The organism is Streptomyces sp. JLBG701, from assembly GCF_058544905.1.
The window spans coordinates 9,942,692-9,958,384 of record NZ_CM178588.1 but is presented as its reverse complement, the minus strand read 5'-3'; the positions used below and the strand labels follow the sequence as shown (position 1 = coordinate 9,958,384).

The window sequence follows — 15,693 nt, the reverse complement described above, 5'->3', positions numbered from 1 at the left end:
TCCTTGGACCGGCACCAAACTTAGGTCATCCGAGTTGACTTCCGTCCAGAGGGCGACCGGGAACCTCGCCGCCGGCACGAGCGCGCGAGCACAAGGTCCCGCTACGGTGGTGGACATGGCGGGCAGAAGTGTCAGGGCCGAGCAGGTCCGAGCGACCCGGGAAGTCATCCGGAACACGGCGGAACGGCTGTTCGCCGAGCGCGGGGTGTACGCCGTGTCGAACCGGCAGATCAGCGAGGCCGCCGGGCAGGGCAACAACACCGCCGTGATCTACCACTTCGGCACCAAGGCGGACCTGGTGAGGGCCATCGCCCGCCATCACACCGAGCGGATCGTGCGCGTGAGCGCGCGGCTGCTGGAGGAGACCGGCGACTCCGCCGAACTCCGGGACTGGGTGGCGTGCCTGGTGCGGCCGACCCCCGAGTATCTGGCGGAGCTGGGCAGCCCCACGTGGTTCGCGCGGTTCTGCGCCCAGGTGATGGTCGACCCGATGCTCCACGAGATCCTGGTCGAGGAGATCCTCGACGCCCGCGTGTGGCGGCAGATCCTCGCCGGTCTCCACCGGTGCCTGCCCGATCTGCCGGCCGAGGTACGCGCCGAACGCACCGCCATGACCCGGCACTTGATCCTCCACATGTGCGCCGACCGCGAGCGCGCGCTCGCCCTCGGAACTCCCACGCCGAGGTCCAGCTGGCACGATGCCGCCACCGGTCTGGTCGACGCGATCGTCGGACTGTGGACGGCGCCGGTCTCGTACGGCTCCTGACCGATCCCGCCCTTTCCAGAGGCGTCGTACCCTTTCCGAAATTTTGAATCAACCGATTGACTTAGCAACGGGGCAGGAGTTCACTCGGAGGCGCGGTCGACGGAACCCGAGCCGACTACCAGTCAGTCTGCCGATTTCGCACACTCTTTGACGGACTGTCACTCCGTCGCCGCCGCTGTGCCCCACGCCGATGAGGAGCAGCCCGTGAGAGTAACCGTCGAACAGGACAAGTGCGTCGCGGCCGGTCAGTGCACGGCCACCGCGCCGGATGTCTTCGACCAGCGTGACGAGGACGGCGTCGTGGTGCTGCTGACCGACACCCCGGCCGCCGAACTCGCCGACGACGTCCGGTACGCGGCCGCCGTCTGCCCCGCGCTGGCGATCCACATCGAGGAATGACCACCCGGCCGCCCCCAATGGACAGCCCGGCCGACACCCTAAGGATGGACATGTCCAACGCACCGACCGACGCCGCAGCCGACAGGCAAGCCCAGGTCCCCGAGTGGCCGATGCCCCGGGCGGAGGGCTGCCCGTTCGATCCGCCGCCGGCCCTGCGGGAACTCACCGCCCGCAAACCGCTGGCGAAGGTACGGATCTGGGACGGCAGCACCCCCTGGATCGTCACCGGCCACGCCGCACAACGGGAGTTACTCGGGGATCCCCGCATCAGCGTCGACGAGCGACTGCCCGGCTTCCCGCACTGGCACGAGGGCATGGCGGCCGCGGTGGAATACCGCCCGCGTTCCGTCTTCAACTCGGACGCCCCCGAGCACACCCGGTACCGCCGGATCATGACCGGCCCGTTCACCTTCAAGCGGGTGGAGGCGCTGCGCCCCACCATCCAGAAGATCACCGACGATCTCATCGACGCGATGCTCGCCGGACCGAAGCCGGCCGACCTCGTCCCGGCGCTGGCGCTCCCGCTGCCCACGCTGATGATCAGCGAACTGCTGGGCGTGCCGTACGAGGACCACGAGTTCTTCCAGGAGAATGCCTCCCGCGGGATCGCCCACAACGTGTCCGCCGAGGACAGCATGCGGACCTTCGGCGCGCTCAACGCCTACCTGGTGCAACTGGTCGAGAAGAAGGCCGCCGAGCCCGCGGACGACGCGCTGTCCGACATCGCGGCCCGCGTCAACGCCGGTGAGATCACGGTGTCCGAGGCGGCCATGATGGGCCTGGGGCTGCTCATCGCCGGGCACGAGACCAGCGCCAACATGATCGGCCTCGCCACGGCCGTACTGCTGGAGAACCCTGGGCAGTTGGCGGTCCTGCGCGACACCGACGACCCGAAGGTCGTCGCGGGCGCGGTGGAGGAACTGCTGCGCTACCTGGGCATCATCCACGGCGGCCAGCGGCGGATCGCCAAGGAGGACATCGAGATCGCCGGTGAGGTGATCCGCGCCGGCGAGGGCGTCGTCATCGAACTCTTCAGCGCCAACCGGGACGCGGACGTCTTCCCCGAGCCCGACCTGCTGGATCTGCGGCGGGCCAACGCCCGTCACCACAACGCGTTCGGCTTCGGCATCCACCAGTGCGTGGGACAGCAACTGGCCCGCGTGGAACTCCAGGTCGTCTACGGCACGCTCTTCCGCCGGATCCCCACCCTGGCCCTGGCCGCCCCGCGCGAGGAGATCGAGTTCAAGCACGACCGGCTCGCCTACGGCGTCTACGCCCTGCCGGTCACCTGGTGAGGCCGCGATGACCAAGGAACTATCAGGAAGAGTCGCCGTGGTCACCGGCGGTGCGGCGGGCCTGGGGCGCGCGACCGTCGAGAGGCTTCTGGAGGACGGGGTCCGGGTCGTCGTAGCCGATCTGGACCAGGACACCGGAGAGTCGCTCGCCGCGGACTACGGCCCGGACGTGCGTTTCCGGCGGACGGACGTCGCGGTCGCGGAACAGGTCCGGGAACTCGTGGGTTTCGCGGTCGAGGAATTCGGCGGACTGCACCTCATGGTCAACAACGCCGGTATTCCGGGCGTCATGAACGACAGCATCCTGAACGAGGACTTCACCGATTTCCAGCGCGTCCTGGCGGTCAATCTGTTCGGCGTGATGACGGGCACCCAGCAGGCCGCCCGGCACATGGCGGCGAACGGCGGCGGCTCCATCGTCAACATCAGTTCCATAGGCGGCGTCCAGGCCGGCCCCAGCGTGTTGTCCTATCGCGCCTCGAAGGCGGCGGTCATCCACTTCACCAAGTGCGTGGCGCTCGATCTCGCCGAGTACGGAATCCGGGTCAACTGCGTTGCGCCGGGGGGCATTCCGACAGGACTGCTGGCTTCCGCGACCGCGACCGAAGAGGTCACCCGGAGAGTCCGCGCCCACATGGCGGCCGCCCAGCCCCTGAAGCGACTGGGCACCGCCAGGGACGTCGCGGAAGCCGTCGCCTACCTGGGCGGTGACCGGTCGCTGCACATCACCGGAACCGTGCTGACGGTCGACGGTGGGACGACCGCGGGCCTGAAGCCGATGCGGCCCGCCCCAGCCTCGTAGCACCCGTGATCCGAGCTCGTAGGACCCATCAGTGGAGGACAATGATGTCCAGCCAGGCAGACACGCTCTACCCGCCCGAAGGCCTCGGTGCGCCGAAGGACCGGCAGGGTCACACAGGCAGCGCCCTGAATCTCCCGCAGGGCACCGAGATCTTCTCCGCCGACAACCACATCTCACTGGCGGAGGACATCTTCGTCGAGAAGTTCCCCGAGCGGCTCAAGGACCAGGCACCGCGCATCTGGTACGAGGACGGCGCCTACGAACTGGGCATGGGCGGCCAGTCGTTCCTGCCCAAGGAATTCAGCAGCGTCCTCATGCAGTACGACCCGCTCACGGGCTCCGGGTCGAACAACCTCGAAGGCCGCCTGGAGGAACTCTCCTCGGACGGCATCGACAGGGAACTCGCCTTCCCCAACGCGCTGTTGGCGATGTTCTTCTACCCGGACCCCGAGGTGCGCGAGCTCACCTTCCGGATCTACAACGAGTACATCGCGGGACTGCAGGAACGCTCCCACGGCCGCTTCTACGGCGTCGGGCTCATCAACTGGTGGGACGGCAAAGGCGCGCGGCGAACCCTTGAGGAGCTCAAGAGCCTCGGGATCAGGACCTTCCTGATGCCGCTGTCGCCGGGAAACGACCTGGAGGGCAACCCCGTCGACTACGCGAGCACCTCCATGCGTCCCGTCTGGGAGGCGATCGAGGAGGCGGGGCTCCCGGTCTCGCACCACATCGGCGAGAGCACGCTCAAGGCCCCCTGCGAGTCCAACGCCATCGCCGTCGGCATGATCGTCAACGTCTCGCCGTTCCGGGAGGTGTGGGCGAAGTACATCTTCAGCGGCATCCTCGACCGCCACCCGGGCCTGCGCATCGGCTGGTTCGAGGGAGGAGCGAACTGGGTTCCCTCCGCCCTCCAGGACGCCGAACACATCCTCGCCTCCTACCGGCACATGCTGGACCGCCCGCTGGAGCACGACATCCAGCACTACTGGAACCACCACATGTACGCGTCGTTCATGGTCGACCCGCTCGGCCTCGAACTGCTCGAACGCATAGGGGTGGACCGGGTCATGTGGTCCGCCGACTACCCCCACAACGAGAGCACGTTCGGCTACTCGGAGAAGTCGGTCGCCCTGGTGGTGAACGCCGTCGGTCCCGAGAAGGCCGGGCGCATCGTCAGCGACAACATCAAGGAATACCTCGGCCTGTAGGGAGGCGGGAATGACCGTCATCGACATTCCGGCCGCACCCGACCTGCCCCGCATGGGCCGTGAACGCGGCGCGAAGCTACGGGCCGCCATGGTCCGGCAGGGCGTCGACGCGCTGATCCTGCTCGGCAACACCGCGGTGAGCTACGCGACCGGGGTGAGCTGGCCGCTCGGGGACTCCGGTCTGGCCCACGCCGACCGTCCGGTCGCCGTGGTGGTGGCGGACGACCCGTCGCCCCATCTGTTCATGCCGTTCCGCGAGGGCACCGCCGATCAGGCACCGCTGCCCTCCGACCACCTCCACCCGCCGGTCTACCTGGAGTACGACGAAGGAGTGCGGCAGTTCGCCGCCGTGATCGCCGACCTCGTACCCGCCGGAGCGACGGTGGCCGTCGACGAGTTGACCGGCGCAATGCGCAGAGCGCAGAAGGAGCTCTTCCCGGGCGGCCCCCCAAGCGACGCCGCGATAGTCCTGGCCGCGGCCAAGCTGATCAAGACCCCCGACGAACTGGCCTGTATCCGCACCGCGTTGCGGATCACCGAGCGGGCCATGGCCGACATCGAGGGCTCGCTGGCACCGGGGATGCGCCAGATCGACCTGTCGGCCGGCTTCGTGCGCCAGGCCTATGAACACGGCGCCCTGGCCAACGTACTCGACCCCATCTGGCAGGTGATGCCGGACTCCCGGGAGGCCGGGGTGTGGACCACCCACGGCGATCTCGCCCTTCCGCTGCTGACGACCGAGCGGGAGCTGGCCAAGGGGGACGTGCTGTGGACCGACGTGAGCATCAGCTACGCCGGGTACTGCTCGGACTTCGGCCGCACCTGGATCGTCGGCCAGGATCCGACGCCGCGTCAGCGGGCGCAGTTCAGGAGGTGGTGGGACATCCAGACCGCGGTGAAGGACGTATTGCGGGCGGGAGCCACCGCCGCCGATCTGACCAAGGCCGCCATCGCCGCGAACGGCGGCAGCAAGCCCTGGCTCCCCCACTTCTACCTGGGACACGGCATGGGCACCGATCCCGCCGAGATGCCCTTCGTCGGCACCGATCTGGGCGAGGAGTTCGACGAGGGACTGGTGCTGGAGGCCGGCATGGTGCTCGTTCTCGAACCGGTCGTCTGGGAGGACGGCACCGGCGGCTACCGCAGCGAGGAGGTCCTCGTGATCGAGGAAGAGGGCTTCACGGCCCTGACCGACTACCCCTACGCCCCCTATGGCGACTGAGGTCCTGCCGGACGACCGAGCTCTCCGCGTCGGGCGGCGGGAGCGCGCGCTGGCACACATGGAAGCCCACGACCTCGACGTCCTCGTCCTGGGGCGGATGGCGAACGTCCGTTATGTCACCGGGTCTCCGGGACTGTGGACCGCGGGGACCCATCCCTTCTTCCCCGGCGCGGTGGTGGTCCGCGCCACCGGGGCCATCCACGCGCTCATGACCTGGGACGAGGGGGTGCCCGACGACATCCCCCGGGAACATCTCTACGGCCTGACGTGGAATCCCATGAACTGGGTGACCGCGCTGCGGGCCATCGAGGGAACGGCCACGGCCCGGCGGGTGGGCACCGACACCATCTCGCCGACCTTCGCCCAACTCCTGCCCTACGCCTTCCCGTTGGCGGAACTGGTCGACGGCGAGCCGGCCATGCGGGCTGCCCGCCGGGTCAAGACGGCCGAGGAGGTGGTGGCCCTGCGGGAGGCGATAAGGGTGGCCGAGGACGCCCTGGCCAAGGCGGTGGCCGAACTGCGGCCGGGAGTCAGCGGTCGGCATCTGTCCGGCGTACTGCTGGAGGCCGCGGCGGCCGGAGGCGTGAGCACGCCGGCGACCCAGGAGGTGGCCTGGGTGACCTGCCGGGAACACGCGTGGCGGCAGGTGAGGGGCGATGTGGGTCCGGGTGACCTCGTGGCCTTCGTCTCCGGAGTGGTCGCCGGCGGATACATCGGCGAAGTCGGCCGCACCTGGCCGGCCGAGGGAGGTGACCCGGTCGCCACCCGTGCCCTGTACCGGCGGTGGAACGAGCTCTGGGCCCGGCTGTTCGACGCCTGCCGTCCGGGCGCGCCGGCCGGTGATCTGCTCGCCGCGTACGACACGGCCGGTGAGCCCCTGCCGCCGATGCCCGTCGCCCGCGGCCTGGGCCTGGGCTTCGACCCGCCCGTGGTCACGTCCGGGCTGCCGGCCACCGCGGCCGAGGAACGGCTCGAACCCGGCATGGTGCTGGCCGTGACCGGCTACGTCTGGCAGGAGGGCGTGGGAGCCGCCCTGGGCCGCGAAGCCGTGCTCATCACTTCCGACGGAGCCGAACTGCTCACGTCGAGTCCCGTCTGGAAACCGTAGTTGGGGCAGGTCAGGGGCCGTGTCGCGCAGCCTCTGACCCGCCACCGTCACGCGTCCGGGGAAAGGACCCCCTCACATGGCTGACAGCACGCGTCCCTCGGCGGAGGAGATCATCCGCTACGAGAAGGACCCCAAGACGAAGATCGCCACCCTCACCCTGGACCGGCCCGACGCCCTCAACGCCCCCACCGCGGCGGCCCGGCTGCGCTTCGCGGAGCTGCTGCACCGCGCCAACGTCGACGACGAGGTGAAGGTCCTGGTGATCCGGGGCGTCGGCGACGATCTCGGCTCGGGCGCCGACATCGCCGAGACCATGGAGATGCACGCCGCGCCGACCGCCGGGCCACTCCTGGCGGAACAGGGCATCGGCGAGGACGACGACGTCCGCTATCCCCCCAAGGGCTCCTACCGCTACGGCGGAACCCCCTCCCAGTGGTACGCGACTCCCCCGGGCGGCTGCCGCAGCCTCCAGGACTTCAAGAAGATCAGCATCCTGGAGGTCAAGGGCTACTGCTACGGCTGGCACTTCTACCAGGCGGCCGACGCCGACCTGGTGATCTCCTCCGACGATGCCCTCTTCGGCCACCCCTCCTTCCGCTACATCGGCTGGGCTCCCCGGATGTGGACGTGGGCGCAGACGATGGGCTTGCGGAAGTTCCAGGAAATGGTCTTCACGGGCAGGCCGTTCACGGCCCTGGAGATGTACGAGTGCAACTTCCTCAACAGCATCGTCCCCCGAGACGAGTTGGAGAGGGAGGTGGAGAAGTACGCGCTGGCCTGCGCCCGCACCCGCCCCACCGACACGGTGTTCATGCAGAAGGTCTTCTTCGAGATCTTCAAGCAGCACCAGGGCGAGTACATGGGTTCCCTGCTCACCGGCCTCTTCGAGTCGATCGGCGGCATCGCCCGGGCCGACGGCAACGACCTGATGCTCGACGAGGAGACGGTCGACGGAGGAATAGCCAACGCGGTGCGGGGCAACGACGACCGCTTCCCGCCGGAGTTCCGGCTGAGCAAGTCCGGGCGCAAGCGGCCGGGCGGCGGCTCATGAGTCCCACGCCCGCGCCGCCGCCGCTCACCGGCTGTCTCGTCGTGGACCTCTCCACGGGAATCCCCGGCGCCTACTGCACGAAGCTGCTCGCCGACGGGGGCGCGGAGGTCGTCAAGGTCGAGCCTCCGGAGGGCGATCCGCTACGACGGTGGTCGGCATCCGGCGCCACGCTCGCACCCGGCGCCGACGGTGCCCTGTTCAGCTTTCTGGCCTGCTCGAAGGAGAGCGTGGTCGGCGATCCGGACCTGGTGACAGGCCTCCTGGATTCCGCGGACGTCGTGGTGTGGTCACCGGGCTCACCACTGTCCCCTCAGGAGATCCACCGCGCTCACCCGCACCTCGTCGTCACGTCGATCACGCCGTTCGGGCTGGAAGGGCCGTGGCGGGACCGCGCGGCCACCGAGTTCACCCTGCAGGCCTGGTCCGGCGGCATCATCGGGCTGGGGCGGGGTGCGCCCGACCGGGCGCCGGTCTTCGTCGGGGGCCAGGTCGGTGACTGGGTGTCGGGCGCGTACGCCGCCGCCGCGACCATGGCCGTACGACTGCGCGCGCCCGGCACGGGCGAACTGGTCGACCTCTCCATGCTCGAAGCCCATGTCCTTTCCCTCACCTACCACCCGGTGACGTTCCACGCCATGCTGGACCGGCCGTGGCAGCAGACCCGCAGGCTGAACATGCCGGGAGTGGCCACCGCCAAGGACGGGCTCGTGGCGCTCGGCTGCGCCACGGCCCAGCAGTTCTTCGACCTCTGCGCGATGGTGGGGCACCCGGAGTGGATCGACGAGAAGAACCCCTTCTCGATCGTCGCGCGGGCCACCGAGGTGGCCCCGGTGATCCAGGAGTGGATCGCCGGCCGGACGGTCGCCGAGATCCGTGAACTGGCCACCGCGTTCCGCATCCCCAACTCCGTGGTGGTCAACGGCGCCAACGCTCCGGCCCTGGACCACTTCGAGGCACGCCGGAGCTTCCTGCCCAACCCCCGTGACGGGTTCCTCCAGCCCGCTCCCCCGTACCGCCTGCAGCCCGCCCGACTCCGGGCTCCCCGCCCGGCTCCACATCTCGGCGAGCACACCGAGACCCGCCGTTCTGCACGCCGGGTGCCCGAAAAGACGGACACCGGACTGCCGTTCAGCGATCTGCGGGTCCTCGACATGACCGCCTTCTGGGCCGGCCCCTCGTGCACCCATGTACTCGCCCTGCTCGGGGCCGAGGTGATCCACCTGGAATCCACCTCGCGGCCGGACGGCACGCGGCTGATCGCGGGCGTGCCGCCGACCGAGGACCAGTGGTGGGAACGGTCGCCGATCTACGCGGGCCTCAACACGAACAAGAAGAGCCTGACGCTCGACCTCCGCACCGAGCGGGGGCAGGAGTTGCTGCGCCGGCTGATCGCGACCTGCGACGTGCTCGTCGAGAACTACACCCCACGGGTCCTGGACCAAATCGGCCTGGACTACGAGGCGGTACGGGCCATCCGCCCCGGCATCATCATGGTCCGTATGCCCGGCTTCGGCCTCGACGGACCGTGGCGCGACAACGCCGCCTTCGCCTTCGTCATCGAGGACGCGTCGGGGCTGACCTGGCTCACCGGCCACCCGGACCAGAACCCGGTCGAGCCCTACTCCATCGGTGACCCGAACGCGGGTGTCCACGCGCTCAACGGTCTCCTGCTGGCCCTGGAACACCGGCGCCGCACCGGCGAAGGAGTGCTCGTGGAAGCCGCCATGGTCGACGCCGCGCTCAATGTGGCCGCCGAGCAGGTCATCGAGTACTCGGCCTACGGCGCGCTGCTGGAGCGGGCCGGCAACCGGGGGCCGACCGCCGCCCCGCAGAACCTCTATCGGACCGCGGACACCGACGAGTTCGGCGGGACGGACTCCTGGGTGGCGATCGCCGTCGCCACCGACGAGCAATGGGGCGCGCTGCGCGACGCCCTCGGCCGACCCGACTGGGCGATGAACACGAAACTGTCCACCGCCGACGGGCGGCGCGAGCACCACGACGAGATCGACGGGCGACTCGCCGCCTGGTGCCAGGAGCGCGGCGCGGACGAGGTCGTCAACCGTCTCTGGCCCGCCGGTGTCCCGGTGGGCAAGGTGATGCAGCCGCACCGCCAGGCCGAACTGCCCCCGCTGCGCTTCCGCGACTTCTTCGAGGAGATCGACCACCCGCTCAACGGACCGGCCCGCTACAGCACTTGGCCGGTGAGACTCTCGCAGCATCCCGACCGCCGTCCCGCACGACACGCCCCGCTGCTGGGCGAGCACAACCACGAGCTGCTGGCCCAACTCGGGCTCACGGAGCGGGAGATCGCCGCACTGGAGGCCGACGGGGTCATCGGCCGGGCGCCGGTCCGTTAGAGACGAGAGGAAGGAACGAGTCGCGATGAAACCGCGGATCGGGATGATGCTCGCGAGCACGGTGGACAGCACCAGCGTCGTGGTCGTCCGCTGGGCGGCCGACGACCAGGAGGTGACGTGCGGCGGCGCGCCGATGGTCGATCCGACGCAGGTCGACCCAACGCCCCGAGGGACACCCGCCCCAGGCCCCTCGACCGCAACGCTGCTCGGCAAGCGCTACGCCACCGAGGACGGCACCGTGGAGCTGCTGTGCACCAAGCCCGGCAAAGGCACCCTCGCGGTGGGTGGCGTGCCGCTGGTCGTGAAGAGCGCCAAGCCGTTGCCCGCGTCGGACTGACCGGTCGGCCTCGACGGACAAGCCCGGCACCGATGGTGCCGGGCTTTCTCCCCGTCCGGGACGGTCAGTTCCGCAGCCCGCCCGTGGCCGGTCGCCGGAACTGCCGCATCAGCAGGGCGACCGCCAACCCGAGCAGGGCGACACCGGCGAAGATGAGGAACAGCTGCGAGTAGGCCGTCTCCGTGGACAGTTGCGCGAGCGAGCCCGACCGAAGCTCCGTGCTCGATTCCTGGCCGGGAATGCTTACGTGCAGCACCAGCGGATGGGCGGCCATGACCGCGGCCGCGACGGCCGTCGCGGTGGCGCTGCCGAAGCTGCCGAACACCCCGTACATCCCGGCGCTCGCCCCTTGCTGCTCCTGCGGTACCGCCTCGATCAGCATGTTCGGCACAGTGCCCAGGAAGATGCCCGCCCCCACACCCAACGGCAGTGTGCACAGGGCGAGTTGCCACACGCTGTCGTGGAAGAAGAACAGCAGCAGACTGCCGAGGCCGAAGAAGAAGGCGCAGGCAGCGGCCGGAAGTCGCAGCCCGTACCGGGTGGCCACCCATCCGGTGAGCGGCGCGACCACCACGTATAGCACGGACATGACAAGCAGAATCCGTACGGTGAACTGGAACAGCGTCAGGTTCATCCCCGGCAGGTCGCCCTGCACAGTGAAGAACTGCTGGATGCTGTCCACAGGTGCGCCGGACCGCTCGGCCGCCTCCTTGGCCGCGCCGACGGCCACCTGCTGCTTGATGGCCTCGCCCGCGGCACCACCCGGGCCTTCGGCGAGGTAGCCCAGCAGGTAACTGAGGCCCTGCGTGCAGATGTTGAGCAGGAACGCCCAGCACAGCAGGGACACCAGCCGGGAAGAACGCAGCAACGTCGGACTCATGATCGGATCCGGTGTCCGGGTCTCCCACACATAGAACAACACGAGCAGCACCAGGCCGCCGGCCAGCCAGGCGAGACTGGTGGCCCGGCCCCAGCCCCAGTCGCTGCCCCGACTGAGATAGATCAGCACCAGGGCGATGCCCGCGCCGAGCAGCGCGGTACCCACCCAGTCGAGCCGGGACTTCACGCGCAACTTGGTCTCCGGTACGAAAAGCAGCAGGACCAGGCTCGTCACGGCGGTGTAGATCGTGCAGAACCAGAACAGGGACCGCCAGCTGTAGTGGTCGGTCAGCGCACCGCCCGCGACCGGCCCCAGCACCGCGCCGATCCCGGTGCCGCCGCCCGCGATGGCGATGGCCACGGCGACCATCCGGCGGGGCACCAGGTCGCGGATGAGACCGTACGAGATCGCGAGCACAGGGAAGGCGAGCCCTTGGAGAGCGCGGCCCACAAGCAGCACCGTCCATGAGTGGGTCAGCGCGTCCAGTGCGGAGCCGACCAGTGAAAGCATTAGGCAGGCGAAGATGATCCGCTTCTTGCCGTACATGTCGGAGAGCTTGCCGGCGATGGGTACGGCGACCCCGCCGACGAGCGCGTACAGCGTGTTCAGCCAGGCCAACTGGCTGCCCGCAGAGGGAAAGTCCGGCCCGATGAGGCGCACGGACATGCTGATGAACGTGTAGTGGAACGGGACGATCTCCGTGGCGGCGACGATCGCCAGGACGATCAGGATGACGCGGCGCCAGGACGCGTTGTCCAGACGTCCGGTGTCGACTTCGATCGGATCCGAGACGCTCGCGGGCACAGCTGCCATGAGTGATCTCCCTTCGCCCACCCGCAGGGCCCCGATTTAGCCCGCTGGTAATTGGCCACCATGGTCCTGGGGTCCGGCACGGCGGGTCCTGGGCCATCCCAGCCACTAGGACACCGCTCAGGCGCGCGGTTGTGGCGGGCACGCTCGGCATTGTCAGGAGACGGTGGGCGAGACCTGCGTCGGAAACAGCCCACAGGCGTCGGAGTCACCCGCCGGCAACTCGACCCGTGCGGACAGCGGGGGACGGTGAGACGATCCAGCGGTGGCCGGGAGACTGAGAGGGCCGGCAGCCGGCGGGGTCGTCGTGGCGGGCCTGGCCGCCCTCACGATGCTTGCGGCGCTGGCCGTGCGGTCGGACGGACGGGCGCCAGGGGCTGCGGTGTGGCTCACCGTGACGGACGTGGTGGTGGGTTTGGCGTTCGTTGCGGCCGGAGCGGTCGCCGGCGGGCCCCGCACCGAGCGAGCCCTCGTCGCCGCCGTCGGCGCGGCCTGGCTGGCGGGCTCCGTGCTGCCGACCGCGCGGACCTGGCACCAGGCGGTACTCGCCATTGCGCTGACCTCCTTCCCGGCCGGCCGTATCCGAGGTGCTGCCCAGGTGCTGCTGGTGGTCCTCGCCGTGCCGGTCGCACTCGGATTCGTCGGACAGCCCGCAGCCGTCGGTCTGTTCACGGGCGTCGCGGTGGCCGCCTGGGTCGACCAACGCGCCAAGCAGGTGGGGCGTGGGTATCCGATGACGGCGGCGGCCGTCGTGGCCGCGTCACTCGCAGCGGCATTCGTCGCCTCCCGACGATGGAGCGCGCAGTTCGATCCCGAGGCGGCCCTGTTCGGGTACGAACTCGTACTGATGCTGGTCGCGATCGTCTTCCCCTTCAGCGCCCGGGCCGCCGCCCGCGCCCGGGCGGGGCTGGCCGATCGGCTGCTGTCCGAGGGCCGCTGGTCAGGGGTCGAAGGGCTCTCCGCCGCCCTGGCCGACGTGCTCGGTGACCCGGACCTGCGGGTCCATCGCGGTCAGGACGTGCCGGAACCGCTCCCGGCCGACGGGCGCCGCGTACTGACCGTTCCGGCCGACGCGGACGGGGTCGACACGGACCACCCGATCGCCGTCGTCGTACACCGCAGTGCGGCCCTTGATGAGCCACGCGTCGCCACCGCGTTCGCCTCCGCCGTACGGCTGGCCGTGACGCACATCGGGCTTCAGGAGGAACAAGCGCGGCGGCTGCGGGAGTTGACGGCCGCGCGCGTGCGGCTGTTGGCCGCGGCCGACCGGCAGCGGGAGCGGATCGCCGCCGAGTTGCGGGAAACCGCCGACATCCCGCTGCACACCGCGCTGACCCGCGTCGAGGCCCTGCGTCCACGCCTGCACGATCCCGAAGTGCAGGCGGCCCTGGACATCGTCACCGGGGAACTGCGCGCCGCCGCCTCCGACCTCGCTGACCTGGTCGCCGGTGTCCCCCCACTGGCCCTCGGCGGCGTGCGGCTGCGACAGGCGCTGGAAGACATCGCCCGGTCGAGTCCGGTGCCGGTCACCGTCGATGCCGCCGCCGACGCGGCCGGCGACCGGGAGGCCGAGGCGGCACTTTTCTACGTGTGTTCGGAAGCCCTGACCAACGCCGTGAAGCATGCGGGAGCCGGTCTGATCGCCATCAGCGTGCGGCGCTGCGGAGCGGAGATCGTGGCGGAGGTCCGCGACGACGGCTGCGGCGGCGCCGACCCTGCAGGGTCGGGGCTGCAGGGGCTCGGCGACCGAGTCGCGACCTGTGGCGGCCGGCTCCGGGTGGACAGTCCACCCGGAGCCGGTACGACGGTGACGGCTGCGGTGCCGGAGCTCAGCCGATCTTCCGGTACGGCTTGATGACCCACGACTGGGTGGTGCCCACCTCGCCGATGGCGCCGAAGATGAGCTTGTCGCCGTCGACCGACCACTTCAGCCGGTAGGGGTCGTCGGGCCCGCAGTGGTCCGAGAGGTGGCTGGAGACCGGCAGTTTGCATCCCGTGAGCTTCGACAGCCGCTCGGTATCCGGCACGAAGTACGCCACGTGACCGGTCCCGCGCAGGTCTCCGGCCTCGACGAGGGGCTGCGCGGGGTCGCCCGCTCCGCAGTCGTCGCCCGGGGCCGCCACGGGTCGGCACCTGACCTCGTACGTCCCCGAACGGACCGTCAGTGTCCAGATGCCTGCCGGGTGCGCGTCGGCGATGTCACCGCCCGCGGCGGCGACATCGTCCTTGCTGATCCTGGCGCGGTACACGCCATCGGGAATCGTGGCGACAGCGGTTGGCGGGACGTCGCCGACCTTGTCCGAGGCGGTGCCCTCATCGCACTTGGCCGGCAGGTCCAGTGGTTCGGGACCTGGATGCTTCCCGGCGAGCGTCTGGAGTTCGTGCAGGAGCTGAGCGTCCGTGGGGTCGGCGGCGAGCCGGTCCAGGACCGGGCGGAACGCGGTACGCAGCGCCGCGAGCTGCCGGTCGTCGGCTCGGGCGAACCGGGCGCCCTTCTGGCACAGCTCCTGTGCCGCCGCCGTCTCGTCGTGCGAGCCCGCGGCCGAGGCCTTGACGGCGGCCTCGGCTGCCTGCCTCACCCAGGTGCGCTGCTGCCCGGTGAGGCTGTCGTATCGCTTCCTGCTCAGGGACAGGACGAAGACTTTCGGCCACAGGACGATGTTCTCCGTGATGTTCCCGGCCTCCGTGGAAAGACCGTTCTTGGCGTACTGGGCGATGTCGAACTCCGTTCCGCGCAGGGTCCCGGCCTTGATCTGGTCGGTGAAGGTGTAGCTGAGATCGACCGGAGTCGCGCCGAGGGCCCTCAATGCCTCGGACTGCACGGGCGAGTTGAAGGCGCGGAACCTGATGTCCTTGAAGTCGGCCGGCGCCAGCAACGGTGCTTTCGCGGCGAACGGGCGGCGCAGCGGCCCGACCGCCAGGCCGAGTCCGACCACACCCGAACCCTTCAGCCGCGCAAGGTACTTCTTGGCGAGCGGACCGGAGACGAGGGCTTTCTCAGCCGCGTAACTGGTGATCGTCATGGGTGCCTCAACGGTTTCGAGGCCGTTGATGCCGCCGTTCGCGAAGGCACGGGTCGCCGGCCATCCGCCGTCCAGCTTCCCCGTGGCGATCTCCTTCACGATGCGCGACTCGGCCTGGGCCGCCCTGTCGCCGTATTCGGCGGTGACCTCGGCCCTCAACCGCCCGCCGGAAACCTTGGCGAGTTCATCGACGAACGTCTGGGGGGCGTAGGACTGACCGTTGCTGTTGGGAGCTCCGTCGATGGTGGCCAGCTTCAGTACGGTTGTGTCGCCACCGGTCTTGTCGGAGCCCGGTGACGTCTGGCAACCCGCAAGAAGCGACACGGCCAGTGCAACGACCAATCCCGGGACGGTGATACGCCTGCTGTGTGAGTCCATGGCAGCCTCCTGATCCAGGACTTCGACCGTAGGGACCACCGCGTGGGTGTGCCG

General features: G+C 69.7%; 13 protein-coding genes. 11 read left to right on the top strand and 2 right to left on the bottom strand.

Annotated features, from left to right (window positions below; translation table 11 throughout):
* Nucleotides 1–115 precede the first annotated feature (115 nt).
* The 10 genes from AC5DRG_RS45490 (at nt 116) to AC5DRG_RS45445 (ending at nt 10,548) form a co-directional block, all read left to right on the top strand.
* A complete protein-coding gene (locus tag AC5DRG_RS45490; protein ID WP_491806035.1) occupies nt 116–766 on the top strand; it encodes a TetR/AcrR family transcriptional regulator in 651 nt (216 codons plus the stop codon).
* Nucleotides 767–970: 204 nt separating this feature from the next.
* Nucleotides 971–1,165: a ferredoxin gene (locus AC5DRG_RS45485; protein WP_491806033.1), complete on the top strand. Its 195-nt coding sequence runs from the start codon at nt 971–973 to the stop codon at nt 1,163–1,165.
* Between the two features lie 50 nt (nt 1,166–1,215).
* On the top strand, nt 1,216–2,460 hold the full coding sequence (locus AC5DRG_RS45480; protein ID WP_491806031.1) for a cytochrome P450: 1,245 nt from the start codon (nt 1,216–1,218) through the stop codon (nt 2,458–2,460).
* 7 nt (nt 2,461–2,467) lie between these two features.
* Nucleotides 2,468–3,262, top strand: a complete 795-nt coding sequence (locus AC5DRG_RS45475) for an SDR family NAD(P)-dependent oxidoreductase (protein ID WP_491806029.1) — start codon at nt 2,468–2,470, stop codon at nt 3,260–3,262.
* Nucleotides 3,263–3,306: 44 nt separating this feature from the next.
* Nucleotides 3,307–4,470, top strand: a complete 1,164-nt coding sequence (locus tag AC5DRG_RS45470) for an amidohydrolase family protein (protein WP_491806027.1) — start codon at nt 3,307–3,309, stop codon at nt 4,468–4,470.
* A 10-nt stretch (nt 4,471–4,480) separates the two neighbouring features.
* Nucleotides 4,481–5,692 carry a M24 family metallopeptidase gene (locus AC5DRG_RS45465; protein WP_491806025.1) on the top strand — a complete coding sequence of 404 codons (1,212 nt, stop codon included), beginning with the start codon at nt 4,481–4,483 and terminating at the stop codon, nt 5,690–5,692.
* The gene (locus AC5DRG_RS45460; protein ID WP_491806023.1) at nt 5,682–6,800 is read left to right on the top strand and encodes a M24 family metallopeptidase; all 1,119 of its coding nucleotides are present in this window, start codon (nt 5,682–5,684) and stop codon (nt 6,798–6,800) included. Before AC5DRG_RS45465 ends, AC5DRG_RS45460 begins: the two co-directional genes overlap by 11 nt.
* A 76-nt stretch (nt 6,801–6,876) precedes the next feature.
* Nucleotides 6,877–7,851, top strand: a complete 975-nt coding sequence (locus tag AC5DRG_RS45455) for an enoyl-CoA hydratase/isomerase family protein (RefSeq protein ID WP_491806021.1) — start codon at nt 6,877–6,879, stop codon at nt 7,849–7,851.
* Entirely contained in the window at nt 7,848–10,211 is a 2,364-nt protein-coding gene (locus AC5DRG_RS45450; RefSeq protein WP_491806019.1) for a CaiB/BaiF CoA-transferase family protein, read from the top strand. The genes AC5DRG_RS45455 and AC5DRG_RS45450 overlap by 4 nt, the downstream gene beginning before the upstream one ends.
* Nucleotides 10,212–10,236: 25 nt before the next feature.
* Nucleotides 10,237–10,548, top strand: coding sequence for a hypothetical protein (locus AC5DRG_RS45445; protein WP_491806017.1), 312 nt, complete (start codon nt 10,237–10,239; stop codon nt 10,546–10,548).
* Nucleotides 10,549–10,612: 64 nt separating this feature from the next.
* Here AC5DRG_RS45445 and AC5DRG_RS45440 read toward each other — a convergent pair whose 3' ends face one another.
* Nucleotides 10,613–12,241 (bottom strand): MFS transporter, encoded by a 1,629-nt coding sequence (locus AC5DRG_RS45440; RefSeq protein ID WP_491806015.1) that lies wholly within the window; start codon nt 12,239–12,241, stop codon nt 10,613–10,615.
* A gap of 262 nt (nt 12,242–12,503) precedes the next feature.
* Here AC5DRG_RS45440 and AC5DRG_RS45435 point away from each other — a divergent pair, with 262 nt between their 5' ends.
* On the top strand, nt 12,504–14,093 hold the full coding sequence (locus tag AC5DRG_RS45435) for a sensor histidine kinase (RefSeq protein WP_491806013.1): 1,590 nt from the start codon (nt 12,504–12,506) through the stop codon (nt 14,091–14,093).
* Here the strand turns inward: AC5DRG_RS45435 and AC5DRG_RS45430 are convergent.
* Nucleotides 14,068–15,639 (bottom strand): TRAP transporter substrate-binding protein, encoded by a 1,572-nt coding sequence (locus AC5DRG_RS45430; RefSeq protein WP_491806011.1) that lies wholly within the window; start codon nt 15,637–15,639, stop codon nt 14,068–14,070. The two genes, AC5DRG_RS45435 and AC5DRG_RS45430, sit on opposite strands and share 26 nt — an antisense overlap.
* Nucleotides 15,640–15,693 lie beyond the last annotated feature (54 nt).

Bases quoted from the DNA above. Each gene is read 5' to 3' on its own strand.
- AC5DRG_RS45490 (WP_491806035.1), top strand. From the start codon at position 116: ATGGCGGGCAGAAGTGTCAGGGCCGAGCAGGTCCGAGCGACCCGGGAA.
- AC5DRG_RS45480 (WP_491806031.1), top strand. From the start codon at position 1,216: ATGTCCAACGCACCGACCGACGCCGCAGCCGACAGGCAAGCCCAGGTC.
- AC5DRG_RS45475 (WP_491806029.1), top strand. From the start codon at position 2,468: ATGACCAAGGAACTATCAGGAAGAGTCGCCGTGGTCACCGGCGGTGCG.
- AC5DRG_RS45470 (WP_491806027.1), top strand. From the start codon at position 3,307: ATGTCCAGCCAGGCAGACACGCTCTACCCGCCCGAAGGCCTCGGTGCG.
- AC5DRG_RS45465 (WP_491806025.1), top strand. From the start codon at position 4,481: ATGACCGTCATCGACATTCCGGCCGCACCCGACCTGCCCCGCATGGGC.
- AC5DRG_RS45460 (WP_491806023.1), top strand. From the start codon at position 5,682: ATGGCGACTGAGGTCCTGCCGGACGACCGAGCTCTCCGCGTCGGGCGG.
- AC5DRG_RS45455 (WP_491806021.1), top strand. From the start codon at position 6,877: ATGGCTGACAGCACGCGTCCCTCGGCGGAGGAGATCATCCGCTACGAG.
- AC5DRG_RS45450 (WP_491806019.1), top strand. From the start codon at position 7,848: ATGAGTCCCACGCCCGCGCCGCCGCCGCTCACCGGCTGTCTCGTCGTG.
- AC5DRG_RS45445 (WP_491806017.1), top strand. From the start codon at position 10,237: ATGAAACCGCGGATCGGGATGATGCTCGCGAGCACGGTGGACAGCACC.
- AC5DRG_RS45440 (WP_491806015.1), bottom strand. From the start codon at position 12,241: ATGGCAGCTGTGCCCGCGAGCGTCTCGGATCCGATCGAAGTCGACACC.
- AC5DRG_RS45430 (WP_491806011.1), bottom strand. From the start codon at position 15,639: ATGGACTCACACAGCAGGCGTATCACCGTCCCGGGATTGGTCGTTGCA.